The 18404-nt window shown below is 73.9% G+C and carries 15 protein-coding genes; 12 read left to right on the plus strand and 3 right to left on the minus strand.

Annotated elements, in window-relative coordinates:
- Positions 1-135 precede the first annotated feature (135 nt).
- Both ABZ945_RS19915 and hemC read left to right on the plus strand, forming a co-directional pair.
- The gene (locus ABZ945_RS19915; RefSeq protein ID WP_361271018.1) at positions 136-1641 is read left to right on the plus strand and encodes an ATP-binding protein; all 1506 of its coding nucleotides are present in this window, start codon (positions 136-138) and stop codon (positions 1639-1641) included.
- A 146-nt stretch (positions 1642-1787) separates the two neighbouring features.
- Positions 1788-2720, plus strand: coding sequence for a hydroxymethylbilane synthase (hemC, locus tag ABZ945_RS19920; protein WP_361271020.1), 933 nt, complete (start codon positions 1788-1790; stop codon positions 2718-2720).
- Between the two features lie 26 nt (positions 2721-2746).
- Here hemC and ABZ945_RS19925 read toward each other — a convergent pair whose 3' ends face one another.
- Positions 2747-3928: an epoxide hydrolase gene (locus ABZ945_RS19925; RefSeq protein ID WP_361271023.1), complete on the minus strand. Its 1182-nt coding sequence runs from the start codon at positions 3926-3928 to the stop codon at positions 2747-2749.
- An 87-nt stretch (positions 3929-4015) separates the two neighbouring features.
- On the opposite strand from ABZ945_RS19925, the gene ABZ945_RS19930 reads away from it, so the two are divergent.
- From ABZ945_RS19930 to ABZ945_RS19945, 4 genes are all read left to right on the plus strand, one after another.
- Positions 4016-4603 (plus strand): CGNR zinc finger domain-containing protein, encoded by a 588-nt coding sequence (locus ABZ945_RS19930; protein ID WP_361271026.1) that lies wholly within the window; start codon positions 4016-4018, stop codon positions 4601-4603.
- A gap of 282 nt (positions 4604-4885) precedes the next feature.
- Positions 4886-5572 (plus strand): RNA polymerase sigma factor, encoded by a 687-nt coding sequence (locus ABZ945_RS19935; protein WP_248632349.1) that lies wholly within the window; start codon positions 4886-4888, stop codon positions 5570-5572.
- Positions 5572-6699, plus strand: coding sequence for a hypothetical protein (locus ABZ945_RS19940; RefSeq protein ID WP_361271028.1), 1128 nt, complete (start codon positions 5572-5574; stop codon positions 6697-6699). The genes ABZ945_RS19935 and ABZ945_RS19940 overlap by 1 nt, the downstream gene beginning before the upstream one ends.
- 225 nt (positions 6700-6924) lie before the next feature.
- Complete coding sequence (locus ABZ945_RS19945) at positions 6925-7746, plus strand: MerR family transcriptional regulator (RefSeq protein WP_361271031.1); 822 nt, start codon at positions 6925-6927, stop codon at positions 7744-7746.
- A 263-nt stretch (positions 7747-8009) separates the two neighbouring features.
- Here the strand turns inward: ABZ945_RS19945 and ABZ945_RS19950 are convergent, their stop codons facing one another.
- The gene (locus ABZ945_RS19950) at positions 8010-9371 is read right to left on the minus strand and encodes an alpha-2,8-polysialyltransferase family protein (protein ID WP_361271034.1); all 1362 of its coding nucleotides are present in this window, start codon (positions 9369-9371) and stop codon (positions 8010-8012) included.
- Positions 9368-10387, minus strand: a complete 1020-nt coding sequence (locus ABZ945_RS19955) for a glycosyltransferase family 2 protein (RefSeq protein ID WP_361271037.1) — start codon at positions 10385-10387, stop codon at positions 9368-9370. The genes ABZ945_RS19950 and ABZ945_RS19955 overlap by 4 nt, the downstream gene beginning before the upstream one ends.
- A 166-nt stretch (positions 10388-10553) precedes the next feature.
- Between ABZ945_RS19955 and ABZ945_RS19960 the strand changes: the two genes are divergently transcribed.
- The 6 genes from ABZ945_RS19960 to ABZ945_RS19985 all read left to right on the plus strand — a co-directional run bounded on the left by ABZ945_RS19960 (position 10554) and on the right by ABZ945_RS19985 (position 18324).
- The gene (locus tag ABZ945_RS19960; RefSeq protein ID WP_361271039.1) at positions 10554-11855 is read left to right on the plus strand and encodes a DUF6716 putative glycosyltransferase; all 1302 of its coding nucleotides are present in this window, start codon (positions 10554-10556) and stop codon (positions 11853-11855) included.
- Between the two features lie 29 nt (positions 11856-11884).
- A complete protein-coding gene (locus ABZ945_RS19965; protein ID WP_361271302.1) occupies positions 11885-13381 on the plus strand; it encodes an NTP transferase domain-containing protein in 1497 nt (498 codons plus the stop codon).
- Positions 13382-13446: 65 nt separating this feature from the next.
- A complete protein-coding gene (locus tag ABZ945_RS19970; protein ID WP_361271041.1) occupies positions 13447-14337 on the plus strand; it encodes an N-acetylneuraminate synthase family protein in 891 nt (296 codons plus the stop codon).
- Entirely contained in the window at positions 14334-15407 is a 1074-nt protein-coding gene (locus tag ABZ945_RS19975) for a hypothetical protein (protein ID WP_361271042.1), read from the plus strand. The genes ABZ945_RS19970 and ABZ945_RS19975 overlap by 4 nt, the downstream gene beginning before the upstream one ends.
- 325 nt (positions 15408-15732) lie before the next feature.
- Complete coding sequence (locus tag ABZ945_RS19980; RefSeq protein WP_361271305.1) at positions 15733-16959, plus strand: amidohydrolase; 1227 nt, start codon at positions 15733-15735, stop codon at positions 16957-16959.
- Between the two features lie 324 nt (positions 16960-17283).
- A complete protein-coding gene (locus ABZ945_RS19985; RefSeq protein WP_361271044.1) occupies positions 17284-18324 on the plus strand; it encodes a BMP family ABC transporter substrate-binding protein in 1041 nt (346 codons plus the stop codon).
- The last annotated feature ends 80 nt before the right edge of the window (positions 18325-18404 follow it).

An 18404-nucleotide genomic window follows, 5' to 3' on the forward strand; every position in this document is an offset into this window, starting at 1 on the left:
GGCCGCACCCGGACCCCCGGGCCGCGGCCGGCCGTGGCCGTTTCCGCGCCCGTGCCGGGTCTATCCGCATCCGCTGGAAAAGTGTCGAAGTAGACTTAGACGTAAACCGTCGTAGTGGACTTGTCGGGAGACCGAGTGAGCAACAGTGTGCCGATCAAGCCGGACGACGTGGTCGACCGGGACCGCGAGTGGAGCCTGCTCGCGGAGTTCCTCGCCGACCCGGATCCGGCGATGCGGCTCGGCATTGTGTCGGGGCGGCGGCGGTACGGGAAGTCGTACCTTCTGCAAGCACTGTCCGAGCAGGTCGGCGGACTGTATGTCACGGCCGTCCGGGAGGAGGGGCGGCTGCCCGCGATCCAGCGGTTCAGTGAAGCGGTCGCCGCCCACGCCGGTCTGCGGCCGGGGAGCCTCCGGCTGACCGACTGGCGTGACGTGCTGTCCAGCGCCCTGGACGTGACCACCCGCTCGTCGCACCCGCTGCTGGTGATCGATGAGTTGCCGTACCTGCTCCAGCACTCGCCGGAGATCCCGGGCCTGCTGCAACAGCTCTACGACGAACGCCAGCGAGGCGCCCGGCCCGGTGCCGGTCCGGGGCCGAGGCTGGTCCTGTGCGGCTCTGCGATGAGCGTCATGCACGAGCTGCTCTCGGGGACCAAGCCGCTGCGCGGACGTGCCGTGGTCGATCTGCGGCTGGGCGCCTTCGACTACCGCGACAGCCGTGCCTTCTGGCAGATCGCCGACCCGCTGACCGCGCTCAAGGTGCACGCGGTCCTGGGCGGGGCCCCCGGGTACCGGCCGGTGGCTGCCCGGCCGCACCCGGACGACGGCTTCGACACCTGGCTCACCCGGACGCTGCTCGACCCGGGGCGGGCGGTGTACTCGCGTACCGAGACCGAGTACCTGCTGCGCGAGGATCCGAGGATCACCCAGCACACGCTGTACTACGACATGCTCACCGCGATCGCGCACGGAGCGACCACCCCCAGCAAGATCGGTGCGGCCCTGGAGCGCCCGCGCAACGCCGTCGCCCATCCGCTCGGAGTGCTGGAATCAACCGGCTACGTCCGGCGGGAACAGGACATCCTCCGCTCCAGGCATCCCGTGATCACCCTTGCCGACCCCGTTATCCGCTTCAACCAGCTCATCACCCTCCCGCAGGCCGCCGCCGTGGAGCAGGGGTTCGCCGAGCAGGTGTGGCAGCAGGCTGCTCCGACCTTCAACTCCAAGATCCTCGGGCCGCACTTCGAGGACCTGGCCCGCGACTTCACCCGTCGATACGCCCACACCCTGCTGCCCGGGGGACTGCCCGGCCCGGTCGGTACCACCGAGGTCGCCGACCCGGCCGCCCGGACGAAGCACGAGGTCGATGTCGTCGCTCTCGCTGCCGGCGAGCGCCCGCAGGCTCCTCGCGCGAGGATCGCCCTGCTGGGCGAGGCCAAGGCGACCGCTGCCCGCCGTGGAACCGGTGACCTGGAACGCCTGGAACGCATTCGTACCCTGCTGGGCGACCAGGGGTACGACACCGCCGCCACGACGCTGGCCCTGTACTCCCTGCACGGCTTCCACCCCGACCTGGTCGAGCTGGCCGACCGCCGTGCCGATCTCCTTCTGGTCGACCTGGCCACCCTCTACGGAGGGTGACCCCAGCCGCGCCCTCCCGCCGTGAGGGCGCGGTGGGAACGCCATCGGCAGCCTCGCCTTTGGTGACAAGGTGTCGGAATCCGCCTGCTTCCGGTGTCAGTAGGGTGGCCGGTCAACACATCCCGCCGGCGGAGGAGTTGACCCGAATGGGCGACGTGGTACGCATCGGTTCCCGAGCCAGCAGGCTCGCGAGGGCGCAGGTCGCGGAGTGGCTGGCGCCGATCGCCGAGCGGTTTCCCGGGGTGGCCTTCAAGCGGGAGACCATCCTGGAGGGCGGCGACCGGGACCGGGTGACCCCGACGCTCGCGGAGGTCGCCAGGACGGCGGGCGGGTCCGCGTTCTCCAGCAACCAGGAGGCGGCCCTGCTGGGCGGGGCGGTCGATGTGGTCGTGCACTCGCTGAAGGACCTGCCCACCTCGGTCGCGGCGGGCACGCTGCTGCTGACGACGCCCGGCCCGCGTGAGGACGTACGGGATGTGCTGTGCGGGTCCACGCTCGCGGGCCTCCGGCCGGGGGCTCGGGTCGGGACCGGCGCCCCGCGCCGGGTGGCGCAGCTCCTGGCGCTGCGCCCCGACCTCCGGGTGGAGCCGATCCGCGGAAACGTTCCGGGGCGGCTCGCCAAGGCCACCAGGGGCCCGCTGGACGCGGTGGTCCTCGCCGCGGCGGGGCTGAGCCGGCTCGGTCTGACCCCCGAGGTGCACGAGGTGCTCGACCCCCTCGCCTTCCCGCCCTCCCCGGGGCAGGGTGCGCTCGGCATCCAGGTCCGCACCGGATCCCCGGCGGCCGAACTGCTGGCGCGGACCGGGGACCCTGAGGTCGACGCGTGTGTGCGGGCCGAGCGGGCCCTGCTGGCCGAGCTGCACGGCGGGTGCTCCGTACCAGTCGGCGCCTGGGGCCGGATCGGCGACGACGGACTGCTGCACCTCTCCGCCACCGTCACCTCGCTGACCGGTGACCGGCAGGTGACGGCCGTCGGCGCGGGCCCGGTCGACGGCCCGGAGAAGCTCGGCGCCGCCGTGGCGGCCGATCTGCTCGACCAGGGCGCCACCGGCATCCTGGCGGAGATCAGGCGGGACTGAGGCGCCGGGCGGGCTCGGCCTACGGGCTACCCGCGGCGGCCGTGCGCGGCCAGCACTGCCGCGAGGCCCTCCCGCAAGTCCTGGACGAAGTACTCGGGCACCTCCAGCGAGGGGAAGTGCCCCCCGTGCTCGGGTGCGTTCCAGCGGACGATCTGCCGGTACCGCTCCTGGGCCCAGGGGCGCGGGCACTTCTCGATGTCACGGGGGTACATGGTGATGGCGGCCGGGACGTCCACCCGCAGCTCGGGATCGAGCGAGTCGTGGCTCTCGTAGTAGATACGGGCCGCCGAAGCGCCGGTCCGCGTCAGCCAGTACAGGGTGACGTCGTCCAGGACGCGGTCCCGGGAGATCCTCTCGAACGGGCTGTCCTCGGTGTCGGACCACTCGGCGAACTTGTCCAGGATCCAGGCGAGCAGCCCGACCGGTGAGTCCACGAGCCCGTAGCCGATGGTCTGCGGCCGGGTCGCCTGCTGCTTGGCGTACGCCGCCCGGTGGCGCCAGAAACGGCGGGTCTCCTCGGCCCACCGGCGCTCCTCCGCCGTCAGCCCGTCCATGGACAGCCCGGGCGGTGCCTGCGCGAGGGTGGAGTGGATGCCGAGAACGTGCTCGGGGAACCTGCCGCCGAGGACCGTGGTGATGACCCCGCCCCAGTCGCCGCCATGGGCCGCGAACCGGTCGTAACCGAGCCTGCCCATCAGCTCCACCCATGCGGCCGCGATCTTCTCGGTCCCCCACCCGGTGGCGGCCGGCTTGTCGCTGTGGCCGAAGCCCGGGAGCGACGGGGCCACGACGTGGAACGCGGGCGCGTCCGCGTCCGCCGGATCCGCCAACTCGTCCACCACGTCGACGAACTCGGCGACGCTGCCCGGCCAGCCGTGCGTCAGGAGCAGCGGGGTGGCGTCCGCGCGCGCCGACCGGCGGTGCAGGAAGTGGATGCCCAGACCGTCGACGGTGGTGCGGAACTGGCCGATCCGGTCGAGGCGCTCCTCGAACGACCGCCAGTCGTACCCGGTGCGCCAGTACTCCACGACGTCGGTGAGGTCGGCCAGCGGAACGCCCTGGTCCCAGCGGCGAGGGCCGGGCGCGGCGCCGTGGACCGTCTCGGCCTCCGGTAGTCGCGCCGCGGCCAGTCGCGCGCGCAGATCATCGAGGTCGGCGTCAGTCGCGCGGGCTTCGAAGGCGTACACATCGCTGGTGGGGCGGGGCATGAGATCGACCTCCTGATTCACGGTGGAACCGGCTTAGACGGTTCTAACAGTGATCGAGGTCAGGTCGCAACCGGCTATGGTGGTTCCATGCGTGCTGAGTTCCCTGACTTCCGCCTCGGCAGCGTGCTGGCGACCAGCTTCACGGGGACCCTGTCCGAGCGTCATGGCGACGCCGTGGAGCGCATCCCGGTGCCGCACCGACTGGTCGACTGGCTGGCGGTGTACGGCCTCGACGTGGACTCCTGCACCCCCGCCCAGCTCGACCTCGCCCGGGAGCTGAGGGAGTCGATCCATGCCGCCGCGACGGCGGCCGCGCTCCAGGACCCCCTGCCCGCCTCCGCCGTGCGGGTCATCAACGACCGCAGCGCCCACGGCCGGGCGGTGGCGACCCTGACACCCGAGGGCGAGCGGCGGTGGCGGCTCGGCGCGGACCCCGGCGCGGCGCTTCGCGTGGAGGACGCTCTGGGCGTGATCGCCGCCGATGCGATCAGCGTCATCACGGGCGAACGGGACGGACGGCTGGCCCTGTGCGCGTCACCGACCTGCCGGGCCGCCTTCTTCGACACCAGCCGGAGCCGCACCCGCCGCTGGTGCGATATGAACACCTGTGGGAACCGCGAGAAGAAGGCGCGATTCCAGGCCAACCGGCGGAAGGGCCCCGGACCGGCGGAGTGATCGCGGTCTGGGCCGGGACGGGCCCGGAAACTACAGACGACCGGGGCCGCCACCCCCCACAGGAGAGGCCCCGGTCGTCCACGGGCCCGCGGTACGGCCCCGTACTCCCTTCAGCGCCGAGGCTGCGTTTTCTGTCACACCGGCCGTGGACGGGGGCCGGGGGAGAATGTTGCACGTTCTACTGGACATGGACGTGATGCCGGATGACCACGTAGCGTGCTGCTGCGCGCCGCGCGAGGCGGCGGTGGGTGACCCGCCGCGATGATGGACAGGTAAAGGGAAGTGCTGGGGGACGACGCGGAGCTGACCGCCGCGGTGCTCGCGGCACAGGACGGTGACGAGAACGCGTTCCGTGCTGTGTATCGCGCCGTACACCCGCGGCTGCTCGGTTACATACGCACGCTGGTGGGCGACGCCGACGCGGAGGACGTGGCCTCCGAGTCCTGGCTGCAGATCGCCCGCGACCTCGGCGGGTTCAGCGGGGACGCCGACCGGTTCCGCGGCTGGACGGCCCGTATCGCCCGCAACCGGGCCCTGGACCACCTGCGGATGCGCGGCCGGCGCCCCGCCATCGGCGGCGACGAGACAGAGCTCACCGACAAGCCGGCCGAGTCCGACACCGCGGACGAGGCCATGGAGGCGCTGGCCACCGGCCGCACCATGAACCTGATAGCGCAACTCCCGCAGGACCAGGCGGAGGCCGTCATCCTGCGTGTGGTGGTGGGGCTGGACGCCAAGAGCGCGGCCGAGACGCTGGGCAAGCGGCCCGGGGCGGTGCGCACGGCCGCGCACCGCGGGCTGAAGCGGCTCGCCGAGCTGATGGACCCGGGCGGCCGCGCCGCCTCCGGTGGCGTCACCGACCCGGCGGGCCCGCTGGAGGGCGTACCGCCGCAGCGCAGGCAGCGGGTGGGGTCCATGGCCCGCACCGGTGTGACGCATTGGCGCTCGCGGACGCAGAAGGAACTGTGATGGCCGACGAGCGGAACGCATGGCTCGACCATGACGTGGCGGAGAGGCTGCTGCGCGGTGACCGCGTCGGCCTCCCGACCCCCGTCGACCCCGTCGACCCCGGTGATTCCGGAACCTCCGCGGAGCGGGCGCGGCGGCTCGCCGAGGCGCTGGCGGCGGTCCGGGCCGCCCATGCCCCGCGGCCCACGCCCGGGCGGGAGCTGCCGGGCGAGGACGCCGCGCTGGCCGCCTTCCGGGCGGGACGAAAGACGACCGCGGGCAGCGAGGCCGCGCGCGGGGCGGAGCTGGGTCCGGTACGGCTCGGTGCCGGTGCGGGGGCCCGTCGGCCGTCGGCCCGGCGTCCGGGCTGGGCGCGGGGGATGCGGTGGGGGCTGGCCGCCTCGGTGGCGGGGCTCGCGGTCGGCGGGGTCGCCGTCGCCGCCGGTACGGGGGTGCTCCCGGTGCTCGGCAAGGGCGCCGAACCGCTGCCCGCCGCCACCGTCTCCGCCGAGCCGGCCCCGTCCGACTCGGCCACGCCCGTCCGGCCGACCGAGACCGGCACCGCTCAGCCGGTCGACCCCGAGGTGCCACAGGCCCCGGAGCGGCGGCGGCCGCCGGTGTCGAGCCCGCCCGGCCCGAGCACCGGCAGCCAGGAGCGCGATCCCGGCCGGCCCCGGCCCGGTGGCACCGGCCCGGCGGATCCGGTGCCCGAGCGGACCGAGGAGGACAAGGAGCCGGAGGGCACCGAGCCCGGCGAGGGCGGGAGCGAGCAGCCCAAGCCGAGCGTGGGCGCGAACTGGCTGGAGCGGACCGTGCAGGCCTGCCGGGACTACCGGTCGGGGAAGCTGGACAACGGCCGCAAGGCCGCGTTGGAGTCGGACGCCCGGGGCCGCGCCAATATCGAGCGGTTCTGCGACCGGCTGCTGGACGGCCCCACGGGCGACGGCGGGGGCGCGGGCAGCGGTCTGCCGGGCAGCGGCCTCCCCGGCAGCGGCTGGGGGCACGGCGACGACGGTAAGGGCAAGGGCGGTAAGGGCGATGGGGGCGGTCGGGGGGATGCGCCGACGCGCGGCCGGGAGGGTTCCGTGGCCCGTCCGTTCATTTCACCGCGCCCCGCCGCACCCGCGCTGACCAGCGCTTTGTCGTAGTTCTCCGCAGGGGTGTGACGTTTTTCGGCGCCCCGGCGCAGTAGTAAGTGAGCCGACTGGTCATCGGCAGCGCATCGAGCCGGGGTTCCCCCCGTACCTACGGCTCAGCGCATCTGGCGCGGGCGGGACACGTTCCCCCGGTCCCGCCCGCGCCCCCTCTTCTCCGGCCCCCTCCGGGCGATGCTTGACCCTCACACCGTGTCAGGCCGTTCCGTAGGGGGCGTCATGTTCACCATCGGAGACTTCGCCCGGCACGGCCGGGTCTCGGTCCGGATGCTGCGCCACTACGACGCCATCGGACTGCTGCACCCCGCCCGCACCGACCCGCACACCGGCTACCGCTTCTACGAGGCGGCCCAGCTCGCCCGGCTCAACCGCGTGATCGCGCTGAAGGACCTCGGTTTCACCCTCGAACAGGTGGCGGCCATCCTGGACGAGCAGGTCGGCCCCGAGGAACTGCGCGGGATGCTGCGGCTGCGCCAGGCCGAGCTGGAGAGCGCCATGGCGGAGGCGGCCGCGCGGCTGGCGGGCGTCGCGGCGAGGCTCCGGGCCATCGAGAGCGAGGGACGTATGTCCACCCAGGACGTCGTGGTCAAGAAGGTGCCGGCGGTACGGCTGGCCGAGCTGACCGCCGTCGCGGCGGGGTTCGGACCGGATCAGATCGGTCCCGTCATCGGCCCGCTGTACGAGAAGCTGTGCGAGCGGCTGGACGCCGCCGGGGTACGGGAGTACGGGCCGGGGGTGGCCTACTACGAGGACGCGCCCGCGGGTGACGGCTCGATCGTCGTCCACGCCGGGATGACCGTGCCCGAGGGCGTGGCCGTGCCCGGGGTCGAGCTCACCGTGCTGCCCGGCCTCGACGAGGCGGCGACGGTGGTGCACCGCGGTGCCATGGACGCGCTGCTGCCCACCGTGCAGACCCTGGCCACCTGGGTCGACGCCAACGGCTACCGGTCCGCCGGTTACGCCCGGGAGCTGTATCTGGAGGTGCCGGAGGACCGTACGCGGTGGGTGACCGAACTCCAGGAGCCGGTCACCCGCGCCTGAGGCGCCTGCCTGCCGCGGATCAGTGGTCCGGCACCACGGGGGCGCCGGACCACTGGCCCGGGGCCGTAAGGGGGGCGGTACGGTGCCGGCAAAGGCCTGCGGCCCGTACCGCCCCCGGCCCGTACCGCCCCCCCGGCCGTGCCCCCGGCCCGTACCGCCCCCGGCCGTGCACCCGGCCCGTACCCCCCCGGGCCGTGCCCCCAGTCCGTACCGCCCCCGGCCGTGCCCCCCGGCCGTACCGCCCCCCCCGGCCGTAACCGTCCCTACTTCCCCACCGCCTTGCGCACCCGCCGTGCCACCCGGCGGACGGCGGGCTGCCGGGAGAGGCGGCGGACCACCGCGCGGCGGGGCATCGGCAGGCCGCCGGGGAGGCCGAGGGCGGTGAGGCGGCGGCGCTTGAAGTAGCGGCGGACGGTCTCGTCCAGATGGGCGCCGAGGAAGCGCTCGGCGGCGGTGCGCAGGTCGGGGCGGATCCTGGGCTGCATCGCGAAGCCGACCGCCGCCACCAGGCCCGGCAGATTGCCGCAGGCCGGGCCGAGCGGGTCGGCGGCGGCGAACGGCGGGCCGGAGCGGCCGGCCGCCAGGTCGGGCAGCAGGGCGTCGGCCAGCGTCACCGGGATGCGGTTGCTGTTCTCGTACGGGGTGAGGCGCTCCAGCAGCAGACCAGTGCCGATCCGGGCGACCGGCACCCGGTAGAAGTGGGCCGCGGTGAACAGCCCGGTGGAGAAGCAGGCCACCACCAGCGCGGGCCGCAGCCGCAGCAGCAGCACCTCGGCCAGCTCCGGCCGGTCGATCACGGTCAGCTCCGCGCCCAGCGCGGCGGCCTCCTGCTCCAGGGTCTCGTTCCAGGCGGCGGGGGCCAGCGGATGGGGCTTGAAGAGGAGGTGGGTGTGGCCCTGCTCGACGGCCCCGCGGACCATGCTCAGATGCAGCTCCGCCTCTTCCTCGGGGGTGAGGATGGAGAGGGCGGAGAGGTACTGGCCCAGGATCAGGGCGCCGCCGCCCGGTTCGGCCGCCTCGGCCCGCGACTCCGGGCGGGCCTCCTCCAGCTGGGCCACCACCTTGGTGAAGGCCGCGGTCGGTATCACCTCGGGCACGGTCCCGAACTCGGCCAGGAGGAGTGGGCGCAGCCCTGGGACCAGGTCCAGGTGGAGCAGCCGCCGCACCCGCTCGCCGACCAGCGGGTCCAGCTTGTTGCGGGTGGGGCCGTAGCTCATCAGCCCGTCCGCGTAGACATCGATCGGCGCGTCGGGGAAGCACCGGGTGACGGAGAGGGCGGGGGAGACCTGGAGCGATTCCACGCCCAACTCGACCGGGTCGTCGCCCAGTTCCCAGAGCGTCCGCAGATACCGCTCCCAGAGGGGGACGTCGCCGCCTCGGGGACTCCAGCCGGAGGGGTGGAAGGGGGCGATGGCCTCGTTCCAGGAGAGCACCCCGTCGAACCGGTCGCGCAGCGCCTCGAAGCCGGGCATCCGGTCCAGCGGGGTGGCCGTCTCCGGTATCGCCGCGTTGTTGGTGACAAGGAGCAGGGTGCGGTCGGCGGGGCCGAAGCAGCCGCTGTCCAGCGCGGCGGCCAGGGTGACCGCCCCGTAGAGGGTGGAGGCGCAGAGGATACGGGTGGTCATGCCGCCACCTCCGCGCGGGCGCCGCCGCCCCGGGCCGCGCCGGTCGCGCGCCGCCGCAGTCTGCGCAGCCGTATCGCCCGTTCGGCGTCCATCGCGTCCAGCGTGGCGTCCAGCATCGGCTGGGGCATCCGGCGCAGCGCCGCCGCGGCGCGGGTGCGCAGCTGCCGCAGCACCGCCGGTTCGAAGCGGTCGGCGTTGCCGAGATGGTGGGCGGTGATCGCGCAGTAGGTGCGTACGGCTTTCGGCAGCAGGCGTTCGGCGTCCCGGTCGGCCGCGGTCTCGCTGAGCACCTGGTCGAAGGCGCGCAGGAAGTCCAGCTGGCGGACGTCACCGATCTGGGTGAGCGAGGTGGCGACCCCGCGCCGGTAGAACAGGCCCAGCCCGCCGGGCACCCCGCGCGGCCCGGTCACCGCGAAGGACTCCGCCTCCCGGTGCAGCCGCCAGATCCACGGCCGGTCCTCGGCGGTGCGCAGCCCGTCGGTGAAGTGCAGCAGCCCGCGGTCGGCCAGCCGCCGGTGGTACATCCCGGCCCAGGCGTACGGGTAGTCCACGGAGGTGGAGCGGTCGGCGGGGAGTATCGCCTCCCGGGGCTTCAGGACCACCCCTCGCCGGCCGACCGGCACCCGGGCGATCTTGCGGGCCTTGCCGGTGCACACCACATGGTCGGTGCGGACGAAGTCGCAGCCCAGCTCCTCGATGGCGGCCAGCAGCCCGGTGAAGTGGCCCGGGGCCGTCCAGTCGTCGCCGTCCAGGAACGCCAGATACTCCCCGCGGGCCGCGTCGAGCCCGGTGTTGCGGGCGCTGGCCAGGCCCTTGTTCACCTCGTGGGTGAGCAGCCGGGCGCCGGGCAGCTCGCGGGCGGCCCGCTTGAGGATGTCGGGTGTCCGGTCCGTCGAGCAGTCGTCGACGAGGAGGAACTCGATGTCCTCGCGGGCGTCGGCGCGCAACGCGAGCAGGGTGTCGGAGACGTATGTCTGCACGTTGAAGAACGGCACGACGACGGAGAGCTTGACCACGGGCACGACGCTAGGCAGGCCGTCCGCCACGGGCGCCCACCGGGAGGCGGCCGGACGGTGAACAGTGGGCGGCACCGTGGCCAACTCGGTTCCGGCAAAACGCTGTTCACCCTTTGTTGCGGCGTAGTTGGGCCGCCGGGGCCGGTGCCTTCCTAACGTCCTCGGCGTGCCATCACCCAACCGAGAGGCGGTGCGGGTCGCCGTGCTCGCCGACTCCGACACCCGATGGAAATGGGGCGCCCTCACCGCGCGCCGCATCACCCCGGCCGGTACCCGGCCGGACGGCTACCTCCTGCGGGGCCGCGCCACTCCCACCGCCCGCCAGCTCGCCGAGACGGCGGGCAGCGGGGCGGCGGCGGGCGGCAGTGGGCCGGCGCCCCGCGAGGTGACCGGGGCGGAGTTCCTGCGGGTGCTCGCCGACGAGGGGTACGACGTGGTCGTGCTCGCCCTGGTCGGCGGAACCGTCCAGGCGGTGCTGCACGGAGTGGCCGCGCTCGGCCTCGCCCGCCGCCCGGTGATCGTCACCGGGTATGTGGGGGTGGTCTACGAGAAGCTGGCCGACGGGCTGCTGCTGCGGCACGGCGCCGATGTGGTGCTGGCCAACTCGGCCGCCGACGCCCGCCGCTTCCGCGCGGTGTACCAGGGGGTGGGTGCCGACGCCTCGGCGGTCGTCCGGGCCGCGCTGCCGTTCCTCGGCGGAGCCCCGTACACGCCGGAGTCCGGCCGGGACACCCTGGTCTTCGCCGCCCAGCCGTCGGTGCCGGCCAGCCGGGCCGAACGGGCGTATCTGCTGGACCGGCTGGTCCGCCACGCCGAGCTGCACCCGGGGCGCGAGGTGGTGCTGAAGCTGCGTTCCAAGCCGGGCGAGCACACCACGCACATCGAGGAGCTGCCGTACCAGCGGCTGGCCGCCCGCCGCCCGCTGCCGCCCAACCTGGTCCTCGCCTACGGGCACATGGGCGAGCTGCTGGACCGCACCGACCTGCTGGTCACCGTCTCCTCCACGGCCGCGCTTGAGTCCCTGCACCGGGGCGTGCCGACCGCGATCCTCACCGACTTCGGGGTCCGCGAGGCCCTGGGCAACCACCACTTCATCGGCTCCGGGCTGCTGGCCTCCTTCGACCACCTGGACGAGGACCACCGCCCGAAGCCGGACCGGGAGTGGCTCGCCGACCACGGCGTCCACCCGGCGGGCTCCTCCCCCTCCTACGAGCGGGCCTTCGACGCCGCCCGCGACCGGGTGCTGACCCTGCTCGGGGAGCCCGTACTGCCGCCGCCGCGGCCCTACTACACGACGGCCACCGCCCCCGGCTACCTGCCGGGCGTGCTGGCCCGCCACCGTCTGGATGCCCCGCCGTCTCCGGCGCCCTCCCGGGCCCGGCGCGTGCTGCGGGACGCCGCACGCGGGGCCTACCGCCACGGGGTGCAGCGCGTCGCCCCGGTGATCCGCCGCCTGGGAGAGCTGTGACCACCACCCCTGAACCGAACCGCCCGCTGGTGGCCACCCCGGAGCCGGGCGCCCGCCCGCTGGTGCTGGCGGTGATACCCGCCCGGGGCGGCTCCAAGGGCGTGCCCGGGAAGAACCTGGCGCGGATCGGCGGGGTGCCGCTGGTGGCCCGGGCGGTACGGGCCTGCCGGGGTGCCGCCCGGGTGACCGACGTGGTGGTCTCCACCGACGACCCGGAGATCGCCGCCGCCGCCCGCGCGGCCGGCGCCGAGCCGGTGGACCGCCCCGCCGCCCTCTCCGGTGACGCCGCCACCAGCGAGGCCGCCGTACTGCACGCCCTGGACACCTTCGAGGCCGCCCGGGGCCGGGCCGCCGACGTGGTCCTGCTGGTCCAGTGCACCAGCCCCTTCCTGACCGCCGAGGACGTGGACGCGGTCACCGCCCGGGTGCTGGACGAGGGCGCCGACTCCGCGCTGACGGCGGCCGCCTCGCACGGCTTCCTGTGGAGGAGCGGTACGGATGCCGCCGGGGCCGCCGCCTCCGGTACCGATGGGAACGCGGAGGCGTCCGCCGCCCCGGGCACCGCCCACGCCCCGGGCGCCCCGGGGGCCGACGCCCTCGGCGCGGAAGGGGCCGCCAGCAGCGCCTCCGGCGTACCGGGGGCCACCGCCTCCGCCCCGGGCGCCGATGCCGGCGCCGACCGCGCCATGGCCACCGCCGCTGGCGCCTCCGGCGCCCACGGGGTCACCGCCGACCGGGCCCCGGTCTCCGCCTCCGCCCCCGCCGCCCCCCGTACCGACGGGAACGCGGTCGGGGTCAACCACGACAAGGCCCACCGCCCCCGCCGCCAGGACCGGGAGCCGGAGTATCTGGAGACCGGCGCCGCGTACGCGATGGACGCGGCCGGGTTCCGTACCCACCGGCACCGCTTCTTCGGCCGCACCGCGCTGGCCGTCACCGACCCGGCGCGGGTGCTGGAGATCGACGACCCGCACGACCTGGCCCGCGCCCGGGTGCTCGCCCCGCTGCTGGACCCGGTGTCCACCCCGACCCTGACCGACGTGGACGCGGTCGTCCTGGACTTCGACGGCACCCAGACCGACGACCGGGTGCTGATCGACGCCGACGGCCGCGAGTTCGTCGCCGTGCACCGCGGCGACGGCCTCGGCACCGCCGCGCTGCGCCGCTCCGGGCTGCGGCTGCTGATCCTCTCCACCGAGCAGAACCCGGTGGTCGCCGCCCGCGCCCGCAAGCTCGGCGTCCCCGTACTGCACGGCGTGGACCGCAAGGACCTGGCGCTCAAGCGCTGGTGCGACGAGCAGGGCGTGGACCCCACCCGGGTGCTCTACGCGGGCAACGACGCCAACGACCTGGGCTGCTTCGCCCTGGTCGGCTGGCCGGTGGCGGTGGCCAGCGCCCATGACGCGGTACGGGCCGCCGCCCGGGCCGTCACCGCGGCACCCGGCGGCGAGGGCGCGATCCGCGAGATCGCCGCCTGGCTGCTGGGCCCCACCCTCGACCACCCGGCCGCCCCCGCCACCCCCTGACCCCCCTCCTTTCCGTAGATCCGCACGTCCCCCCTCGTACGTCCCTGAGTAAGGAAAGAACCCCCATGAGCGACAACCGTCTGCGCACCCTTGGCAACCGCCCCGTCGGCCCCGGTCGGCCCGTCTACATCACCGGCGAGATCGGCATCAACCACAACGGCGACCTGGACAAGGCCCTGGCGCTGGTGGACGCCGCCGCGGAGGCCGGCTGCGACGCCGTGAAGTTCCAGAAGCGCACCCCCGAGATCTGCACCCCGCGCGACCAGTGGGACATCGAGCGGGACACCCCCTGGGGCCGGATGACCTACATCGACTACCGGCACCGGGTGGAGTTCGGCGAGGAGGAGTACCGCGCCATCGACGCGCACTGCGAGGAGCGCGGTATCGCCTGGTTCGCCTCCCCGTGGGACACCGAGGCCGTCGCCTTCCTGGAGAAGTTCGACGTGCCCGCCCACAAGGTGGCCTCCGCCTCCCTCACCGACGACGAGCTGCTGCGCGCGCTGCGCGCCACCGGCCGCACGGTGATCCTCTCCACCGGGATGTCCACCCCGCGCCAGATCCGCCACGCGGTGGAGGTGCTGGGCAGCGACAACATCGTGATGTGCCACGCCACCTCCACCTACCCGGCGGTGCCCGAGGAGCTGAACCTCCGCGTCATCGAGTCCCTGCACCGCGAGTACCCGAACGTCCCGATCGGCTACAGCGGCCACGAGACCGGCCTGCAGACCACGCTGGCCGCGGTCGCCCTCGGCGCCACGTTCGTGGAGCGGCACATCACCCTGGACCGCGCCCTGTGGGGCTCCGACCAGGCCGCCTCCGTCGAGCCGCAGGGCCTGGTCCGGCTGGTGCGCGACATCCGCACCATCGAGGCGGCCCTCGGCGACGGCGTGAAGAAGGTCTACGACTCGGAGCTCGGTCCGATGAAGAAGCTCCGGCGCGTCGCGGCCGCGGTATGACAGCCGTCCGCCGCGGTACGGAGGCCGGGTCACCGGTCGCCTTCGTGGAGAGCCCGGTCCAGTTCCTGAACGTGCTGGAGTGGGCGCACGCCGGCGGGGCGCGGCCCGAGGTGGTCGTGCTCTCGCCGGTCGACCCGATGTCCCGGGGCCAGCTGCGGCGGATCGCCGGGCTGGCCCGGGACGAGGGGTACGCGGTGCGCTGGCAGGACGCCCGGGAGGACGGGGTCGCCGTGCTCCAGGCGCTGCGCGAGCTGGGCCCGCTGATCTCCCACGCCGAGCGGGTGGTGGTCGGCGACCCGTTCTCGCGGTACGTGCAGCTGCTGCTGGCGCTCTTCGGGGCGCGGCGGCTGACCGTGGTGGACGACGGTACGGCGACGCTGGAGTACCTGGCGCAGTTGGCCCGCGGCGAGAGGCTGGTGCGCTGGCACCGCCGCGGCGGCCGCGGGCCCCGCGAGCTGGCGCTCGCCCCGCTGGCGGCGCTGGCCCGGCGGAAGCTGGCGCCGGGGCGGGGCCGCGAGGTGGAGGTGTTCACCGCGCTGCCGGTCGAGGCGGCCCCGGAGGGCACGGTGATCACGGAGAACCGATTCGTCTGGACCCGCTCCCGGCTCGGCCCGCCCCGGCTGACCGAGGGCGCCGACCTGGTGGGCACCTCGCTGGTGGAGACCGGGGTGGTGGACCTGGACCGCTACACCGCGGCGGTCGGGGCGCTGGCCGTGGCGCACGGCGGCCGCCGCTACTTCGCGCACCGCCGGGAGAGCGCGGAGAAGCTGCACCGGATCGCGGTGGAGACCGGGCTGGAGATCGTCCGCCCTGATCTGCCGCTGGAGCTGATCGCCCGGCGCGGGCCCGTGGCCCGGACCGTGCTCAGCTTCCCGTCCACCGTGGTGCACACCCTGCCGCTGGTGCTGGCCGGCGACGGGGTGTCGATCCGGGTCTGCCCGATAGCCCCGGAGTGGCTCCGCTCCACGGTCACCGACCGGGCCCGCGGCTTCCTGGCCGGAGTCGCCGACTCCGCCCGGGCCGCCCACGGCATCCCCTTCACCGGAACGCACCGCGCGGCGGAGGCGTGACCGGCGTGCCCCGGGGGGAGGGGCGCGTTTCCGGTCACCCGGCACCGGGGCGCACTTTCGGTCACCCGGCGGCACAGGGGGTGTACGGAGGGCGCTCGATCGTCACCACACGCTGTCCTTCGGTCACCTGCCGCACTTCCCGCGCACTTCTCCCGCAATGGGAACGTTTGACCGGCTTCGGGGCGGAAACGCGTGAGCTTACCCACCCCAAACGGCCGTCAAGCCCTCCGGACGGGTTTTTCTTTCCCCTTCAGGGCTGAAGTTTTGTAGATCACACGTTAGTTGGGCCCGAATCACGCCTACCCTTTCATGGGTGAACCAATTGATGTCCCGCGACCCCGAAACCGACGATCCGGGCGGAACGCCCCTCCTCGGCACGCTGCCCGAGTCGCTGCGCGCCGAGTTGATCGCGTTCCGCCGGGATGTGCACATGCATCCCGAGCTGGGCTTCCAGGAGTTCCGCACCACCGCCGCGATCAAGGCGCGGCTGGAGGCGGCCGGGCTGTGTCCCCGGGTCCTGCCCGGCGGTACGGGGTTGATCTGCGACATCGGCACCTGGGACGGCGTACGTCCCATGCTGGCGCTGCGGGCGGACATCGACGCGCTGCCCATCCCGGACACCAAGACGGACGTCCCGTACCGCTCCACCGTCCCCGACCGGGCGCACGCCTGCGGGCACGATGTGCACACCACGGTGGTGCTCGGCGCCGGGCTGGTGCTGGCCGACCTGGAGAAGCGCGGGCTGCTGCCGCACCCGGTCCGGCTGGTGTTCCAGCCGGCCGAGGAGGTCATGCCGGGCGGCGCGATCACCGCGGTGGACGCCGGGGTGCTGGACGGTGTCGGGCGGATCATGGCCCTGCACTGCGACCCCCGGGTGGACGTGGGCCGGATCGGGCTGCGCACCGGGCCGATCACCTCGGCCTGCGACCGGCTGGATGTGGTCCTGGACGGGCCCGGCGGCCACACCGCCCGCCCGCATCTGACCACCGACCTGGTCACCGCGGTGGCCCGGGTCGCCGCCGACGCGCCCGCGCTGCTGGCCCGCCGGGTGGACGCCCGCTCCGGACTGGTCCTCACCTGGGGCCGTATCGAGGCCGGCCACGCCCCCAACGTCATCCCCCAGCGTGCCGAACTGGGCGGCACGGTCCGCTGCCTGGAGCTGTCCGCCTGGCGGGACGCGCCGGACCAGGTGTACGCGGCGATCGACGAGGTCGCCCAGCTGCACGGCGCCAAGTGCCAGATCGAGTACGTCCGGGGCGTCCCGCCGGTGGTCAACGACGCCGAGGTGGCGCAGCATCTGCACGACGCGATGACCGCGCGCTTCGGCCCGCAGTCGGTGGAGGACACCGAGCAGAGCCTGGGCGGCGAGGACTTCTCCTGGTACCTGGAGCACGTCCCCGGCGCGATGGCCCGCCTCGGCGTCCGCCGCCCCGGCGACAGCGCCCGACTCGATCTGCACCGGGGCAACTTCGACGTGGACGAACGCGCCATCCAGGTCGGCGTGGAGCTGTTCACGGCCGCCGCGCTGATGGAGCCGCCGCCGGTGGTGTGAGGCCCGGAGGCCGACCGGTTACGGAGAGGGCGGGGCGCGCGACCGGGCGCCCCGCCCCTCTCCGTAACCCCCACCCCCCCCGTAGCCTCGCCCCCCCGCACCCCGCCCCGCTCACTCAGCGTGTCCGAAAGCTGCCCCCTCCGGCATCGCGCTCCGTGGCCGATAGCGCCCGAGGCGTCACCCACGGTGGCAATGCGTCTCCATCCGCGACGAATCGATAACGACTGCTGAACAGGTCTTTAACTGACATCTACGCGCGTTACGATCGCCGCGAAACCAGCGCCGGAAGAGGCGCTTTCGGTCATCCTGAAGGGACCCCTCCTCGTGCGCCGGGTATCCAAGATCACCGCCGCGTGTGCCCTTACCGCGGCACTCGCCGTCACCGCCACCGCCTGCGGCCAGTCCTCCACGGAGGCCGGCGGCTCTGACGAGGGCAAGCTCAAGGTCGGCATGGCCTACGACGTCGGCGGCCGTGGCGACAACTCGTTCAACGACTCCGCGGCCCGCGGCCTGGACAAGGCCAAGGCCGAGTACAAGGCCGAGACCAAGGAGCTGACCGCCAAGAGCGGTGAGACCCCGGCCGACCGCGAGCAGCGCCTCGCCTCCCTCGCCGAGGGCGGCTACAACCCGGTGATCGGCGTCGGCTTCGCGTACAAGGACGCGATCGACAAGGTCTCCGCCAAGTACCCGAAGACGACCTTCGGTCTGATCGACTCGGCCTCCGAGCAGAAGAACGTCGCCTCCATCGTCTTCACCGAGGAGCAGGGCTCCTACCTCGCGGGTGTGGCCGCGGCGCTGAAGTCCAAGGACGGCAAGGTCGGCTTCATCGGCGGTGTGGACCTCCCGCTGATCAAGAAGTTCGCGGCCGGCTTCCGCAAGGGCGCCCTGGACACCAACCCCAAGGCCGACGTGACGGTCCAGTACCTCTCCACCGGTACCGACCTCTCCGGCTTCGGCGCCCCGGACAAGGGCCGCGCCGCCGCCAAGGGCATGCTCGACAAGGGTGTGGACGTCATCTTCGCCGCCGCGGGCGGCTCGGGCGCCGGTGCCATCGAGGCCGTCGCCGCCAAGCCCGGCACCTGGGCGATCGGCGTGGACTCGGACCAGGCCAAGGACCCGGCGCTGGCCAAGTACAGCAACTCGATCATGACCTCGGTGGTGAAGAACGTCGACAGCGGCGTCTTCGACCTGATCACCTCGGTCAAGGACGGCAAGCCGAAGACCGGCACCAACTCCTACTCGCTGGCCGAGGACGGGGTCAGCCTGACCACCACGGGTGACCACCTCAAGGACATCCAGGCCAAGCTGGACGAGGCCAAGAAGAAGATCGTGGACGGCTCCATCAAGGTGCCGACCACCCTCTGACACGGCGGTCGAGCGGGGCCCGGGGGGACTTCGGCCACCCGGGCCCCGCTCACTGTCCGCGAAGCGGCGGCGCACCCCGC

The organism is Streptomyces sp. NPDC046887 (genome assembly GCF_040644755.1).
Lineage (GTDB): Bacteria > Actinomycetota > Actinomycetes > Streptomycetales > Streptomycetaceae > Streptomyces > Streptomyces lichenis.